The 14,569-nt window shown below is 53.2% G+C and carries 12 protein-coding genes; 1 reads left to right on the plus strand and 11 read right to left on the minus strand.

Translation table 11 applies throughout. The features are described from left to right. Nucleotides 1–9 precede the first annotated feature (9 nt). The 8 genes from G549_RS0113780 to G549_RS0113815 form a co-directional block, all read right to left on the minus strand. A complete protein-coding gene (locus G549_RS0113780; RefSeq protein ID WP_027835505.1) occupies nucleotides 10–1,068 on the minus strand; it encodes a sugar phosphate isomerase/epimerase family protein in 1,059 nt (352 codons plus the stop codon). Then, complete coding sequence (locus G549_RS0113785; RefSeq protein WP_027835506.1) at nucleotides 1,068–2,708, minus strand: glycoside hydrolase family 43 protein; 1,641 nt, start codon at nucleotides 2,706–2,708, stop codon at nucleotides 1,068–1,070. Before G549_RS0113785 ends, G549_RS0113780 begins: the two co-directional genes overlap by 1 nt. Before the next feature lie 28 nt (nucleotides 2,709–2,736). After that, nucleotides 2,737–3,858, minus strand: coding sequence for a Gfo/Idh/MocA family protein (locus G549_RS0113790; RefSeq protein ID WP_027835507.1), 1,122 nt, complete (start codon nucleotides 3,856–3,858; stop codon nucleotides 2,737–2,739). An 11-nt stretch (nucleotides 3,859–3,869) separates the two neighbouring features. Continuing rightward, nucleotides 3,870–4,616: a sugar phosphate isomerase/epimerase family protein gene (locus G549_RS0113795; protein WP_027835508.1), complete on the minus strand. Its 747-nt coding sequence runs from the start codon at nucleotides 4,614–4,616 to the stop codon at nucleotides 3,870–3,872. A gap of 12 nt (nucleotides 4,617–4,628) precedes the next feature. Continuing rightward, entirely contained in the window at nucleotides 4,629–5,705 is a 1,077-nt protein-coding gene (locus tag G549_RS0113800; protein WP_027835509.1) for an ABC transporter ATP-binding protein, read from the minus strand. Nucleotides 5,706–5,707: 2 nt separating this feature from the next. Next, nucleotides 5,708–6,613 (minus strand): carbohydrate ABC transporter permease, encoded by a 906-nt coding sequence (locus G549_RS0113805; RefSeq protein ID WP_027835510.1) that lies wholly within the window; start codon nucleotides 6,611–6,613, stop codon nucleotides 5,708–5,710. A 1-nt stretch (nucleotide 6,614) separates the two neighbouring features. After that, on the minus strand, nucleotides 6,615–7,511 hold the full coding sequence (locus G549_RS0113810) for a carbohydrate ABC transporter permease (RefSeq protein ID WP_027835511.1): 897 nt from the start codon (nucleotides 7,509–7,511) through the stop codon (nucleotides 6,615–6,617). Between the two features lie 119 nt (nucleotides 7,512–7,630). Further along, complete coding sequence (locus G549_RS0113815) at nucleotides 7,631–8,875, minus strand: ABC transporter substrate-binding protein (protein ID WP_027835512.1); 1,245 nt, start codon at nucleotides 8,873–8,875, stop codon at nucleotides 7,631–7,633. Between the two features lie 185 nt (nucleotides 8,876–9,060). Between G549_RS0113815 and G549_RS0113820 the strand changes: the two genes are divergently transcribed. Continuing rightward, entirely contained in the window at nucleotides 9,061–10,080 is a 1,020-nt protein-coding gene (locus G549_RS0113820; RefSeq protein ID WP_027835513.1) for a LacI family DNA-binding transcriptional regulator, read from the plus strand. 9 nt (nucleotides 10,081–10,089) lie between these two features. On the opposite strand, the gene G549_RS0113825 is transcribed toward G549_RS0113820, so the two are convergent. The 3 genes from G549_RS0113825 to G549_RS0113835 are packed head-to-tail and all read right to left on the minus strand — an operon-like array spanning nucleotide 10,090 to nucleotide 14,522. Next, the gene (locus tag G549_RS0113825; RefSeq protein WP_027835514.1) at nucleotides 10,090–11,994 is read right to left on the minus strand and encodes a beta-galactosidase; all 1,905 of its coding nucleotides are present in this window, start codon (nucleotides 11,992–11,994) and stop codon (nucleotides 10,090–10,092) included. 42 nt (nucleotides 11,995–12,036) lie between these two features. Beyond that, nucleotides 12,037–12,807: an SDR family NAD(P)-dependent oxidoreductase gene (locus G549_RS0113830; protein ID WP_027835515.1), complete on the minus strand. Its 771-nt coding sequence runs from the start codon at nucleotides 12,805–12,807 to the stop codon at nucleotides 12,037–12,039. Then, nucleotides 12,807–14,522: an IlvD/Edd family dehydratase gene (locus G549_RS0113835; protein ID WP_027835516.1), complete on the minus strand. Its 1,716-nt coding sequence runs from the start codon at nucleotides 14,520–14,522 to the stop codon at nucleotides 12,807–12,809. The genes G549_RS0113830 and G549_RS0113835 overlap by 1 nt, the downstream gene beginning before the upstream one ends. Nucleotides 14,523–14,569 lie beyond the last annotated feature (47 nt).

Consider the following 14,569-nt stretch of genomic DNA (forward strand, 5'->3'; position numbering starts at 1 on the left):
CACTTGCTCCTAATCAATACCCAGCATGGCCTTCAATGCGCCTCGGTCGGTTTCACCGCCAGCAAAATCGTCAAAGGCTTTATCGGTTAGTCGGATCATGTGGTCAGAAATAAAGGGGGCCCCTTCGCGGGCACCATCTTCAGGATGCTTCAGGCAACACTCCCATTCCAGCACAGCCCAGCCGGTATAACCATGGGTGGCGAGGCGCGAGAAAATGCCACTGAAATCCACCTGCCCATCACCAAGGGAGCGGAAACGCCCGGCCCGGTTCAACCAAGGTTGGTAACCGGAATAAACGCCTTGCCGACCAGAGGGATTGAACTCGGCATCCTTTACATGGAAGGCGGTGATCCGCTCGTGATAAATATCGATAAAGTCAAGATAATCGAGCTGCTGCAGCAAAAAGTGCGATGGGTCATAATTAATGGTACAGCGCTTATGATCGTTCACCTTATCGAGGAACATCTCGAAGGTGATGCCATCAAACACATCTTCACCCGGGTGCAATTCAAAGCCGATATCCACACCTTGCTCGTCATAGGCGTCGAAGATCGGGTGCCAACGGCGGGCCAGTTCGGTGAATGCTTCATCGATCAAGCCATCCGGCCGCTGTGGCCAGGGATAAAGATAAGGAAAGGCCAGAGAACCGGTGAAGGACACGGTCACGTCCAACCCCAGATTGCGCGAGGCTTTGGCGGTTTTCACCACTTCGCCGGTGGCCCATTCCTGCCGTGCTTTGGGGTTGTTTTGCACCTCAGGCGGCACAAAGCCGTCATATTGCTTATCATAGGCTGGATGTACGGCCACCAACTGGCCCAGCATATGGGTGGACAGCTCGGTAATCTCTACGCCATTTTCGGCACAAAGGCCCATGATCTCGTCACAATAGGTTTGGGAACTCGCGGCCTTGTCCAAGTCGAACACGCGCTTATCCCAAGCCGGCACCTGCACGCCTTTATAGCCCAGGTCGCCTGCCCATTTTGAAATGGCATCCAGACTGTTAAAAGGCGCTTCATCGCCCAAGAATTGCGCCAGAAATATCCCCGGGCCTTTCATTGTGTTCGCCATTATGCAGCTCCCATGTCAATTGATCCTCTGCCGGGATCATAAGTAAATTCAGTAAAATCAGCGGTTTTGGCGCGGCCCGACATATCGAATGCGGCCATGCCAACATAGTTACCGGTAAAGGAGGCGTGCTCGCCGCGCCCGCCCTCATCGCTGAGCACCCAGGCGTCCAAAGAAGGGCCGATTTTTTGCCATTGGCCGCCTGCAGGACGCCAATAGAATTGCAAATGCTCAAATTCGGTGACGAGACCAAGCTCGATTTCGCCTGTATCAACGGGCAAATCCCCATCCAGCGGGAAACTCAAGCGGCATTCAGGCCAATCGCCGTTACAGCTCAAGATCGTCAGCACGCGCCCCTGCTCCGGGTCCTGGCTCATGGTCAGAAAATGGAATTTATGCCGGTTGTAATAGGAAATCAGGCCCGCATTCTGCTGATAGTCGTCCGGATCAAAGCGCATGGTAGTGGTGGCGTGGAACTGAAAATGCTCCTGCCGACGCGCAACCAAGGCCTGTTCAAACCAGCTACCCACACTCTCGCGCCCAAAAAGGCGCAAATAACCGTTGCCCACCTCAAAAAGTCGCTCGGGCTTGGGCGAGCGCAGCCATTGAAAATCGATCGGCAGACTGCCGTCAAAATGATAAGTGATCTTGGCATTTGGGTCCTGCGCACGCTCGGCCCACGGTGCCTCAATGGTTGGGTCCGGCAATTGGGTGCCGTTTGCCAGATAGAGCCAGCCATCATCGCGCCACTCGCATTTGGCGATACCAGTTTCTCGCCCCATGGGGCAGTTTTTTCGGTTGCTGGCGTGATGACGCTCAATCGGGCGGCCCATAAGGAATGTATGATAGAGCTCGCCATCGGGCGTTTCGACCAATTGGCCATGCCCGACACGCTGAATTTTTGACTCCGGATGATCCTTGGCGGTCATCACATGGGTCTGCGGATGCAGTTCATAGGGACCGGTAATGGTTTTTGATCGTGCCAAGGTCACCGCATGGTCATAACCGGTGCCACCTTCAGCGGTGGTCAAATAATAATAGCCGTCGCGCTTGAACAGATGTGGCGCTTCGGTCAGGCCATGGTCGCTGCCGCGGAAAATGTTGGTAATCTCGCCGACCAGCTTGCCCTTCTCGGGGTCAAATTCCTGTAGCACAATGCCATCAAAGGCTGCATTTTTCGGGTGTGCCCAAGGCACATCGCTGCGATGGTTCCATTTCATATTGGCGAACCATTTGCGCCCGTCATCATCGTGAAAAAGTGTGGGGTCAAAGCCGGATGAATTGGCATAGACAGGGTCCGACCATGGGCCCTCAATCGAAGGTGCGGTCACAATATAATTGTGGGCATCTTTGAAGTTGCCGTCCTGCCGTTTGACGTCAGTGTAAACCAGCCAAAACAGGCCATCGGCATAAGACAGGCATGGGGCCCAGATGCCGCAACTGTCCGGATTGCCGCGCATATCGAGCTGGCTCTCGCGCTCCAGCGGTCGTTTGACCAGCTGCCAATTCACCAGATCTTTTGAGTGAAATATCTGGACGCCGGGATACCATTCAAATGTTGACGTCGCGATGTAATAATCATCCCCCACCCGACAGAACGAGGGATCGGGGTTAAAGCCGGGGAGTATGGGGTTTTGTATGATGCTCATCGCGACGCCTCTTTATTTCGCCTTATGCCAACAAAGCTTTGGCCGCGTCGGGATCAAGCGCTTCTGGCCGCTCACAAGTTGTGGTCATGGCCACAAACTGCCCGGTCTCACCGGAGCGCAGCACGCCCAGCATCACGTCCACCACATGCAGCGCCAAGTCCAGCGAGCAGCGATAATCGCGGCCGTTGATGATGGCATCTGCCATGTCAGCAAGCCCGACCGTGCGGTAATTGGCATTTTCATCTTCATTGGGCTTGGCAAATGGGTGCTCCCACATGGGGACAGGCTTGATGTCGCCGTCTGATTTGGCCATTTCCACTTCGCCGCCGAAGAAATTTGGATCTGGTACAAAAAGGCTGCCTTCAGCGCCGTAAATCTCCATATTGGCGTGGCGATGTGCCCACACGTCCCAGGAATTCGACATGGTGATGGTTGCGCCATTCTCAAATTCAAGCAGGGCGTGAATATTGGTCGGCGTATCCACCGGAATTTGCTCACCATTGCGTGCGCCATTGCCGATGGTGCGGGTTTCCGAGCCTTTGGTTGCCAAAGCGGCCACCCGCTTTACAGGCCCAATCATGTTCACCAGATTGGTGACATAATAGGGTGCGAGATCCAGCACGGGTCCACCGCCGGGCTGGAAAAAGAAGTCTGGATTGGGGTGCCAATCTTCCATACCATGGCTCATCACGTGGCATGACCCGGCAATCACCTTGCCGATCTCCCCTTCATCCACCAAATGGCGGGCCAACTGGTGTGCGCCCCCCATGAATGTATCTGGCGCGCTGCCGACATAAAGGTTATGCGCTTTTGCAATCTCCGCCAGTTTCATGCCTTCATCAACGCTCAGCACGAACGGCTTTTCAGAATAAGAATGCTTACCCGCTTCCAAGATTTTCTTGCTGACCTCAAAGTGAGCCGCCGGAATGGTGAGATTGACGATAATGTCTATATCATCAGCAGCCAACAATTCGTCGATGGTGAGGTCGCGCAAGCCAAATTCTGCCGCGCGGGCCGCGCTGGCCTCCGGGTTCAAGTCTGCGCAGGCGCGCATCTCGATGGATTTATAAAGCGGCGCCAAGCGCATGTAAGTCGTTGAAATATTGCCGCATCCGATGATGCCGACACCAAGTTTTTCAGCCATTTCACCCTCGCCTAAAGTTTGCGAATGTTGTTGATTGAGTTTTGAGCGAATGAAAACGCATCTGCCGGATTATCATGCTCAACACAGAAGATTTTTGTGTTGGATTTGGTGCGCACGGCGTCCAAGATCGCTTTCCAGTCAATCACGCCATCGCCCACATCGCACCAGCCATCTTGATCAGCGTTTTCACCTTCCGGCGCCCGATCTTTCACATGAATGGCTGTCATCCGATCGCCGTATTTTTCGATCCACTTGAGCGGGTCTTCGCCGCCAACATGGACCCAGGCAATATCGGCTTCCCAATCGATATCTGGTGCGCTTTCAAGGATAATGTCCATCGGCAATTGCCCATCGGCGAGTGCCTTGAATTCAAAGTCATGATTGTGCCAGCCAAAAGCAATATTATGCGCAGCAAGCTTTTCGTTTACGGCGGATAAGCGATGGGCAAATTTTTGCCAGCCCGCAGCATCGGCAGGCCGCTTGGCTTCATCCAGGAATGGGCTGAACACACGCTTCACATTAAATCTCTTGATCAATGCCAAGCACTGGTCGAAATCATCTTCAAGCTGTTCGATGCCAAAATGGGAGGAATCCATGCGCAGATTGCTGGATTTCAGCCATTTGGCCAGTTCGTCGGGCTGTTCAAATACGCCGCCATATCCTTCTACTTGCGCATAGCCATAGTTGGCCAATTCGGCAAACACTTCGCTCCAAGGCTGGAAATCGCGTGCACTATATAGTTGAAAACTCAAATCCATTTTCAAAAGTCCTTAAACTCGTTCTTCTGTTGTCTTATCAAAAATTGAAGCGAAGCGAGGATCTATCCCCACCAGCAAAGGATCGCCGGCGGCCACTTTGTATTGGCCATCAGTGCGGATACGGAAGTCGTACCCTTCAATTTTTGTCCAAATCAATGTGTCGGAGCCCATTGGCTCCACAATCTCGGCCACGGCCTCAACGGCCAATGGCATTTGACGTGCGGCCTCGCCGAGCACGACATGTTCGGGCCGATAGCCGAACCAAACGTCCCCATCTGTTGGGCCGTTCACAAAGTTATAGCCTGCCAGATCAAACTCCAGCTTTCCAAGGGCTATTTTGCCAGCGGATGTGGATCGTCCCTCGAAAAAGTTCATAGCTGGCGACCCGATAAAATCCGCCACATATTTGTTGGCGGGGCGGTTATAAATCTCGTCAGGTCCGGCCAATTGCTGCACAAGCCCGTCGCGCATAATGGCAATACGGTCGGCCAACGTCATGGCCTCCACCTGATCATGGGTCACATAGATCATGGTGTTGCCCAGCTTTTGGTGCAACCGCTTGATTTCAACCCGCAGTTCCGCCCGCAGTTTGGCATCCAAGTTCGACAATGGCTCGTCAAACAAGAACACGTCCACATCACGTACCAATGCACGGCCGATAGCCACCCGTTGGCGTTGTCCACCTGACAACGCGCCAGGTTTGCGGTGAAGCAAGGGTTCGATTTGCAAAATTTCGGCCGCGCGTGCCACCCGCTCTTCAATTTCAGGCTTCGGCAATCGGGCATTTTTCAAACCAAAGCTGAGATTGCCTTTCACCGTCATTTGCGGATAAAGCGCGTAGGATTGGAACACCATGCCAATGCCCCGGTCGCTGGGCTCGGCCCAGGTCACGTTCTTGCCATTGATGAAAATTTGCCCGTCGCTCACATCCAGCAAGCCAGCGATGCAGTTCAGCAAGGTGGATTTGCCGCAACCGGACGCGCCGAGCAACACGAGAAATTCACCTTCCTCAATCGACAGATTAAGCTGCTTGAGCACATTGACCGCGCCGAAATTGAGGTCAAGATTTTGAATAGAAACACTGGTCATGATCAGCCTTTCACGGCGCCGGCAGCAATGCCGCGCACGAAGAGTTTGCCGGATGCAAAATAGATGATGAGTGGGACAATGCCGGTCAGCATAGTTGCCGCCATATTGACATTATATTCCTTCACCCCCTGCACCGAGTTGACGATATTGTTGAGCTGTACGGTCATGGGATAGTTTTCCGGCTTGGTGTAAATCACGCCAAACAGGAAGTCATTCCAGATGCCGGTGACCTGCAGGATCAGTGCCACCACAAAGATAGGCAATGACATGGGCACCATGATGCGGAAGTAAATTCCCCAGAACCCGGCACCATCCACCCGCGCCGCTTTAAACAATTCCTCGGGCAGCGAGGTGAAATAGTTGCGGAACAGCAAGGTCAGGATGGGCATGCCGAAAATTACGTGCACAAGCACCAGGCCAGGCAGTTTGCCGAACAAACCAAGCTCACGCAGAATGATCACAATCGGGTAAATGACCACCTGATAGGGAACGAACGCCCCGAAGATCAGGATGGTGAAGAACACTTCAGACCCTTTGAACTTCCAGTTCGCCAACGCATAACCATTGATGGATGCAATCAAAATCGAAAGCGTTGCCGACGGAATTAGGATTTTCACCGAATTCCAAAAGCCTTTGCTCAGGCCCGTACAATCCAGACCGGTACAGGCTTCCGCCCAGGCCTTCACCCAAGGCTGGAATGTGATTTCGACGGGCGGTGAAAAAATATTGCCCAACCGGATTTCCGGCATGCCCTTCAGACTGGTCACAATCATCACATAGAGCGGCAGTGCATAATAAAAGCACACAACCAAAATGGTGCCGTATATCATGATATTGCGCGGTGACAGGATTGGTCGTGGCTTTGGCCCGCTGGGACCGGTGACTACGCCTGCTGTAGTTTCATTCATATTATTTGCCATTTTTACGGCCCCCAAATTCTAGGTATGCCCAAGGGATGAGAACAATCAGCACGCTGAGCAACATCATGGTGGAGGCTGCAAAGCCCTGTCCCAAATTCTGACTTCTGAACATGGAGTCATATACATATTTGGCTGGCACTTCAGATGCGATGCCCGGGCCGCCATTGGTTTGCGCCACAACCAGGTCATAAACTTTAATGATCCCAGCGGTGATAATCACCAGCGCGGTCACAAAGGTGGGGCGCATCATCGGGATGACGACAAACAAATAGGTTTTCCATTTTGGAATGCCGTCAATGCGCGATGCTTTCCATATTTCGCCATCAATGCCGCGCAGTCCCGAGAGCAGGATCACCATGATAAAGCCGGTGCCTTGCCACAGCCCAGCGATCAACACGCCGAAAATAACAATGTCGGGATTATAAAGCGGATCGAACACGAAGTTCTCGAAGCCAAGACTGCGCACAATATGCTGGATGCCGAATTCAGGATTCAGGATCCACTGCCACACGAGCCCGGTCACAATAAAGCTTAGGGCAAAAGGGTAGAGGATGATGGTCCGAACTGTGTTTTCAAACCGGATCTTTTGATCGAGCAAGGCGGCCAACAAGAAGCCGATGACCAGTGAAAATACCAGTGAGCCAATGCCGAAATAGGCAAGGTTTTCGATGGAGATCAGCCAGCGCCGTGTGCTCCACAAGCGCTCATATTGAGCAAATCCAACAAATTCCAGTTTTGGCAGCAATCTCGAGTTTGTAAATGAATGCACGATTGTCCAAATCGTACAGCCCACAAAAATCACCAATGCTGTTGTGATCATGGGCAACGCGGCAATTTTAGCATTCAAGTTGCGCAAGATGCGCACAGGTTTAGTAGCGCCCGCCATGGGAAATGCCTCTCAACTCTTGGAAAAAGGTTCGCGCCCTGCACCAGCGGACGCGAACCCCATTTCGCGTGAACCAGCCTTCCTGCCGTCAGTAAAGGCTGGCCCGGTCGCGGGAGTGATTAGTCCGCGTTTGCGATGATATTGGCGTAGCGTTCCTGCGCCATTTCCGGTGTCATGCTGTTGTCGCTCCAGAACTCAGCCAGCAAATCTTCAACCTGTGAAGTTGTGTCTGGGGTCAGAACCTGATCACCACTCACCAAGATATTGCCATCGGCCAGGATTTGGAGACCTTTGCGCATACAATCGTTTGCGGCTTCCAGATCCACGTCACCACGCACAGGCAAAGAACCTTTCTTCAGGTTAAACGCCACTTGCACTTCCTTGGACAGCAACAGGCTGGCCAACTCTTTTTGAGCTGCAGTGATCTCTGGGTCGTCGTTTTTCGGGAAGTAGAATGCATCACCACCGGTAGAGATGACTTCATTTACACCAAGACCCGGCAAGCAAGTATAGTCTTCGCCTGCAACCTCACCAGCAACCTGGAATTCACCTTGTGCCCAGTCGCCCATGATCTGGCCGCCGGCTTGGTCAGTGATCACCATATTGGTGGCCTGGTTCCAGTCCTGTACATTTGAGCCTTGAGAGAGCAGACGCGCTTGTGCAAAAGCGTCAAACACTTTCAACATTTCAGGGCTTGCCGCAGCTTCAGCGTCTTTGTCGACATTGATTTTTTGCCACAGCTCAGGGCCACCAACAGCAATATTGATCACACCAAATGCGCCTGAAACCTGCCAGCCCTGCTGGCCCATTGCGAGAGGAATTTTGCCTGCTTCACCCAATGCAGGGCCAGCCTCAACAAATTCGAACCAATCGCTCGGCACGTCAACACCGGCGTCAGCGAACGCCTTGTTGCTCAACCACAGCCACTGCCAAGAGTGGATGTTTACAGGCACACAATAAACACGGCCGTCAACTGTGCAGCTGTCCAGCAATGAAACGGGGTGCACAAGGTCGCGCCAGTTTTCTTCTTCGGCAATGTCGGTCAAATCGAGCATCAAGCCAGCTTCAACCAGTTCCTCAGCCTGACGGCCATGGTTCAACTGGGTTGCGCCCATCGGGTCTCCGCCCAAAATACGGCTGATGATGATTGGACGCGCAGTGCCGCCAGAACCGGCGATGGCACCATCCACCCAAGTGTGGTCAGTTTTTTCGTTTAATGCTTTTGCAAATTCAGCAACCGCTGCGGCTTCGCCGCCAGAAGTCCACCAGTGGGTGACTTCGAGCTCGGTTGCCAATGTAACACTGCTGATGCTCATTGCACCTGCAGCTGTTGTGGCGATCAAAATTTTCTTCAAATGGTCCATTCGTTCCTCCCTAAAATCGACCTGACGCTCCTCCCTTCCCGGCCTCCTACCGGCAAAAGAAATGCAATCGATTACATCAAACTGCAATCGTTTTCTGTAATCGATTACATAAAGTCGGACAAAGATTGGTTTTTGTCAAGAAATTGTTTATGAATAAGAGAAAAGCCAATCTAAGGACTGCCCAAATGAACGGGAAAAGCCCCAAAATTCAAGATGTTGCTAAGGTTGCTGGAGTTTCCACAGCCACGGTCAGTCGCGCCCTATCCAACCCTGATTTGGTCTCTGACAAGACGCGCACCACGGTTTTGGACGCTGTGGCGAAGACCGGGTATCGCGTGAATCGCGCGGCAAAGAATCTGCGCAAGCGTCAGTCCGACGCTATTCTTGCCCTCCTCCCCGATTTGGGAAACCCGTTCTTTTCACAAATCCTGTCGGGCATTGAAAGCGTGTTCACCACCTCAGACTTGAGCCTACTGGTTTCCGACACCAAGGGAATTCGGGAAGATAATCTGCTGGACTATTTTATGGATATGCGCGCCGATGGCATGATCCTTTTGGACGGCGCCATTCCCCGCAACATCTTATCGCAGTTGCAGAGCTCTTCCTTTGGCAATCGCATCATTTTTGCCTGCGAATGGAAGCCAGAGTTTGATTTCCCCTCTGTACGCAGTGACAATTTCGGCGGTGCGGTGCAGGCGATTGAACATCTTTATGGGTTGGGTCACCGCAAGATTGGGCATATATCCGGCCCGCGCAATAATGTGCTGACCAAAGAGCGTCTGCGTGGCGTCGAGGCCGCCATGGCCGACCTAGATTTGCCGATCAATCGCGAGTTTTTCATTGATGGCGGCGCATTTTCGCTGGATGCGGGCGCGCAGGCTGCGCGGTCATTTATGGAGATGTCTGATCGTCCCACTGCAATCGCGTGTGGCTCCGATCTCATCGCCATGGGCTTTATTTCAGAAATCTCGCGGCGCGGATTGAAGGTGCCGGACGACATTTCTGTTGTCGGCTTTGATGATATTGAGATTGCAGGGAGCTATATCCCATCGCTCACCACCATCCGGCAAAACCGCACGCAAATCGGTGTGTTGGCCGCCTCATATCTGCTCGATCAAATCGCCAACCGGATAACTGACAACGCGGCGCAAGTGCAAGAAGTAGGCGTAAAACTGATTGCGCGCCAAAGCACTGCCGCGCTTTAGGGCCTCAACTCACTTACGAACAATCTCCACGCCTGCGGCTGGGATGGTGAACTGTCCATGCGTGATCGTTTCAGCGTTATAGTTCAGATAGATAATGTGCCGGTTGGTTTCGCGACGACGAAGACCTTCCGGCAATATGTCGATGGACACGTCGACTTCGGCCAGAAGCTCGCCAACAAACTGCTGCAACGCGGCATCGTCTAGCCAGCCCGCACAATAAACAGTCTTGTCTTTGGCAACGATGGCGGGAGCACCCTCTATAGTGGCCCTTAAAACAGTCACATCGCCTTCCAACTGCTCAAACCAATGCAGAATAGTGCCGCCATCTGCGAGCGGAATCTGTGCTGATGGGCGTAGTGTTTCCACGTTCTTGACCTGGAGTGGCAAGCCTTCAAAATCTGGCGCAAGATTTTGCGGCATGCTGAATTCATCTGTTTTGGCATTGGTGCGCGGGCCCAACACGATTTTCGCGTTGCTTTCGTGCAAGCATTTTTGCTGGGTGGCAGACAATGTCACCACGCCTGGCGCAAAGATCAGATCATAGGCATTTAGATCCGTCTCATTGGGCGAAACAATATCGATATTGATGCCGAAATGGCGCAACGCCTTATAGTGGTGAAAGACCAAATCAAAATAATCAAAGCCCTGGCCTTGGGGTTGAATTTCGCTGGCCCATTGACTTTCATAGTCGAACATCAGCGCTACGCGCGCCGGTTCCACGTCATCCATTGCGATTTGGCTAAGCTCAGACGCTGTTTGTTGTGCTTCATGCGCGGCGACATTGGGGTCATCATTTGGCAGATAAAGCCCCGTGTGCATTTGTTCTTGCGCGAACGGCGCTTGGCGCCAGCGGAAGTACAGCACATTTTCCGCCCCGTGGGCGAATGCCTCCCACGTCCACAGCCGAACCATGCCGGGCAGTGGCGCGGGATTATACGGTGCCCAGTTCACAGGGCCGGGCTGTTGTTCCATGATCCACCAGCGCCCCTTGCCCACCGCGCGATACAAATCGTGATGGAAGGCTTGGAAATCGGGATGCCCCTGTTTCATAAAGCGGTTTTTGAACGCTTCATCCGCCCCGACGCGGTCTTCCAAAAAACCAAGCGGATAGCTGTCCCAACTGGCGATTTCCAGATCATCGCCAACTTTGAAATGATCAAAGTCGGTAATGCGTCCCATATAATTGTGAATGATCGGTGCATTGCTATGGGCCTTGATCGCTTCCACCTGTCGCCGGTTGAAACGCACGACCTGGTCGGACGAAAACCGCCTGAACGCCATGCAGTGAGCGGGGTTCGCCTCTGTGACGGTAAGGTTGGGCAAATCGACCTCGTCAAATACACCATAATCCATTGACCAGAAAACGTTTCCCCATGCCGCATTGAGCGCATCAATGGTGCCATAGCGCTGTTTGAGCCAGTCCTGAAACGCCGCACGCGCGGAATTGGAGTAAGAGATGGTGGTATCATGGCAGCCATATTCGTTGTCGGTCTGCCACGCGCAGATTGCGGGATGATCGCCGTATCGCTCAGCCACAATTTTGGCGATGCGGTGGGCCTCTTCGCGATACTCCGCGTGTGAAAAGCAATAGTGACGGCGCGAACCGAATTTTCGGGGCCTGCCCTCTTTATCGAGCGCCAACATGTCCGGGTGCTTGTTTACCATCCAGCGCGGGGGCGTGGCCGTGGGGGTGCCAAGCACAATCTTGAGGCCGGCATCGGCCAGCACCTCGATGGCTTTGTCCAGCCAACCCCAGTCAAACCGCCCGGGTTCGGGTTCAATCTTCGCCCAAGCGAACTCACCAATGCGCACCCAACTTAATCCAAGCTCGGCCATGCGTTGCGCGTCACGGGCCCACATGCATTGCGGCCATTGCTCAGGGTAATAGCAAACGCCAAGGCCTTTTTCAGTCATGGTGAACCCCTCTATTGTTGTCGCAATGTGATTTGACCCTATTTAGCCGGTCATCACCACCCCACCATCCACAACAAGCGCCTGGCTTGTCATCATGCGGCTGGTTTTTGACGCCAAAAACAGGGTCGCATCGACAATGTCTTGTTCCACCAGATGCTCTTTCAAACATTGTTTTTCGAGATGGTCTTTGAGACCCTCTTCTGTGGCCCACTTATCCAACTGTTTTTGGGTGAGCACCCAACCGGGAACCAGCGCGTTCACGCGGATATTGTGGGCCCCAAGTTCACGAGCCAAGGCGCGTGTTAAACCTGTGATCCCCGCCTTTGCTGCCACATAGGAGCTAAAGCCTGCATTGCCCATCAAATAGGATGCGGATGAGAAATTGATGATGGCACCTTCCCCCATTTTCTTCATGGCTGGCGCAACCGTTTGGGCGGTGAAATAGTGCGGTCGCAGATTGATATTTAATGATTTTTCCCAATCCGCCACATCATATTCTTCAAGGCTATGCCGCTGATCATTGGCGGCGTTATTGACCAATATCGAAATATCGCCATTGGCTTCAGCGCTTTGCGCCATTGCAGATTTCAGCGCATCGATATCGGTGATGTCACAGGGAATAAAGAGCGGTGCGCGCCCATATTTTTCGCCCATATCTTCGGCAAAGGCTGTTGCGTCTGAGCGCTGCACAAATGCCACTTTGGCCCCTTGAGCCAGAAAGCCTTCGGTGAGCGCCGCGCCGATGCCGGAACCGCCACCGGTGATAAAAACACTTTTGCCTTTTAGGTCATGGAATGTCGCATAGTTTTGCATTAGTGGCTCTCCCTCGTCACGGGGCGCGTATCTTTCCCCACCAAAAAGTCTAAGTCTGCGCCCTTGTCAGCCTGGAGAACGCGTTCAATATAGAGGCTGGCATAGCCCCGATCATAATGTGGTGGTTTCGGCCGCCATTGGGCTCGACGTTCTGCCAATTCTTTTTCGTCGACCAACACATCCAATTGTCCGTTCTGGGTGTCGAGCTTAATGCGGTCCCCAGTTTGAACCAGCGCCAGCGTACCGCCCGCTTCTGCCTCTGGTGAAATGTGCAGGACGACTGTGCCAAACGCCGTGCCCGACATGCGGGCATCGGAGATACGCACCATGTCGCGCACCCCTTGCTCCACCAATTTGCGGGGAATTGGCATATTGCCGACTTCGGGCATGCCGGGATAGCCTTTGGGTCCGCAGCCCTTGAGCACCAGGATCGTGTCTTTTGTAACGGGTAAATCGTCGCGATCAATATTGGCTTTCATATCTTCGATGTTTTCGAAAACATACGCCTCCCCTTCATGCTGCAAAAGGTCAGGCGTGGCTGCGGAAGGCTTTATGATGGCACCATTTGGGGCCAAATTGCCTTTGAGCACCCGCAAACCCACTTTGGATTTAATGGGTTCATCAAAGGCATAAATGACATCGCGATTATAGCACTCGGCATCTTCAAAGTAGGACGAAATATCCTTGCCCAGCACCGTTTGGGCCGGGCGCAATATTCCTTCAAGCTCTTTCATCACCGCGGGCATGCCACCAGCATAGCAAAAATCCTCCATCAGATATTCACCCGATGGCATGCAATTGACCAGCAAAGGCAAATCCTTGCCAATTTCAAAGTCTTCCAGGGTCAAATCGATGCCGACCCGCCCTGCCATCGCCAACAGATGTACGACGGCATTGGTGGAGCCGCCTACAGCCGCGTTGGCAATAATCGCATTCTCAAAATTCTCTTTTTTCACGACTTTGGAAAAGGTCAGATCTTCCTCCACCATTTCCACGATGCGCCTGCCTGTCATGTGGGCCAGAGCGCCGCGCCGGGCGTCAACGGCTGGCAAGGCTGCATTGGTGGGCAAACACAGCCCCATCGCCTCGACCAGCGAGGCCATGGTGGATGCGGTTCCCATCGTCATGCATACGCCAACGGACCGGCTCATGCCCGCTTCAGCAGACATAAAATCCTTCAGCGTCATATCGCCGGCGCGCACATCTTCAGAGAATTTCCAAACGTCAGTGCCAGAGCCGATATCACGCCCCTTAAACTTGCCGTTCAGCATGGGGCCGGACGACACAACGATGGTGGGCAAATCAACCGAAGCTGCGCCCATTAATTGTCCCGGCGTGGTCTTGTCGCAACCGCCCAAAAGCACCACCCCATCAATGCCATATGCGCGGATCGATTCTTCCACATCCATAGACAGAAGGTTTCTAAACAGCATCGCCGTCGGTTTCATTTGGGTTTCGCCCAAACTCATCACGGGAAATTCAACGGGAAATCCGCCAGCTTCCCACACGCCGCGCTTCACGGCCTCCGCAAGGTCACGCAAGCCTGCATTGCAGGGTGTTAGTTCTGACCAGGTATTGCAAATGCCAATAATCGGTCGGCCGTCAAAGACATGATCAGGAAATCCCTGATTTTTCATCCACGAGCGATGGATAAATCCATCCTTGTCTTGCTTTCCATACCAATTCTGACTGCGACGCTTCTTTTGATCGCTCATATACCGGCCCCCTTGCCCTAAACCCACAGCAGCCTGTCTAGATCGTC

The sequence above is a fragment of the Maritalea myrionectae DSM 19524 genome, assembly GCF_000423365.1.
GTDB classification, from domain to species: domain Bacteria; phylum Pseudomonadota; class Alphaproteobacteria; order Rhizobiales; family Devosiaceae; genus Maritalea; species Maritalea myrionectae.

What these genes read in the sequence shown, in the direction of transcription:
- G549_RS0113780 (WP_027835505.1), bottom strand. Translation starts at nt 1,068, where the DNA reads ATGGCGAACACAATGAAAGGCCCGGGGATATTTCTGGCGCAATTCTTG.
- G549_RS0113790 (WP_027835507.1), bottom strand. Translation starts at nt 3,858, where the DNA reads ATGGCTGAAAAACTTGGTGTCGGCATCATCGGATGCGGCAATATTTCA.
- G549_RS0113795 (WP_027835508.1), bottom strand. Translation starts at nt 4,616, where the DNA reads ATGGATTTGAGTTTTCAACTATATAGTGCACGCGATTTCCAGCCTTGG.
- G549_RS0113800 (WP_027835509.1), bottom strand. Translation starts at nt 5,705, where the DNA reads ATGACCAGTGTTTCTATTCAAAATCTTGACCTCAATTTCGGCGCGGTC.
- G549_RS0113805 (WP_027835510.1), bottom strand. Translation starts at nt 6,613, where the DNA reads ATGAATGAAACTACAGCAGGCGTAGTCACCGGTCCCAGCGGGCCAAAG.
- G549_RS0113810 (WP_027835511.1), bottom strand. Translation starts at nt 7,511, where the DNA reads ATGGCGGGCGCTACTAAACCTGTGCGCATCTTGCGCAACTTGAATGCT.
- G549_RS0113815 (WP_027835512.1), bottom strand. Translation starts at nt 8,875, where the DNA reads ATGGACCATTTGAAGAAAATTTTGATCGCCACAACAGCTGCAGGTGCA.
- G549_RS0113820 (WP_027835513.1), top strand. Translation starts at nt 9,061, where the DNA reads ATGAACGGGAAAAGCCCCAAAATTCAAGATGTTGCTAAGGTTGCTGGA.
- G549_RS0113825 (WP_027835514.1), bottom strand. Translation starts at nt 11,994, where the DNA reads ATGACTGAAAAAGGCCTTGGCGTTTGCTATTACCCTGAGCAATGGCCG.
- G549_RS0113830 (WP_027835515.1), bottom strand. Translation starts at nt 12,807, where the DNA reads ATGCAAAACTATGCGACATTCCATGACCTAAAAGGCAAAAGTGTTTTT.
- G549_RS0113835 (WP_027835516.1), bottom strand. Translation starts at nt 14,522, where the DNA reads ATGAGCGATCAAAAGAAGCGTCGCAGTCAGAATTGGTATGGAAAGCAA.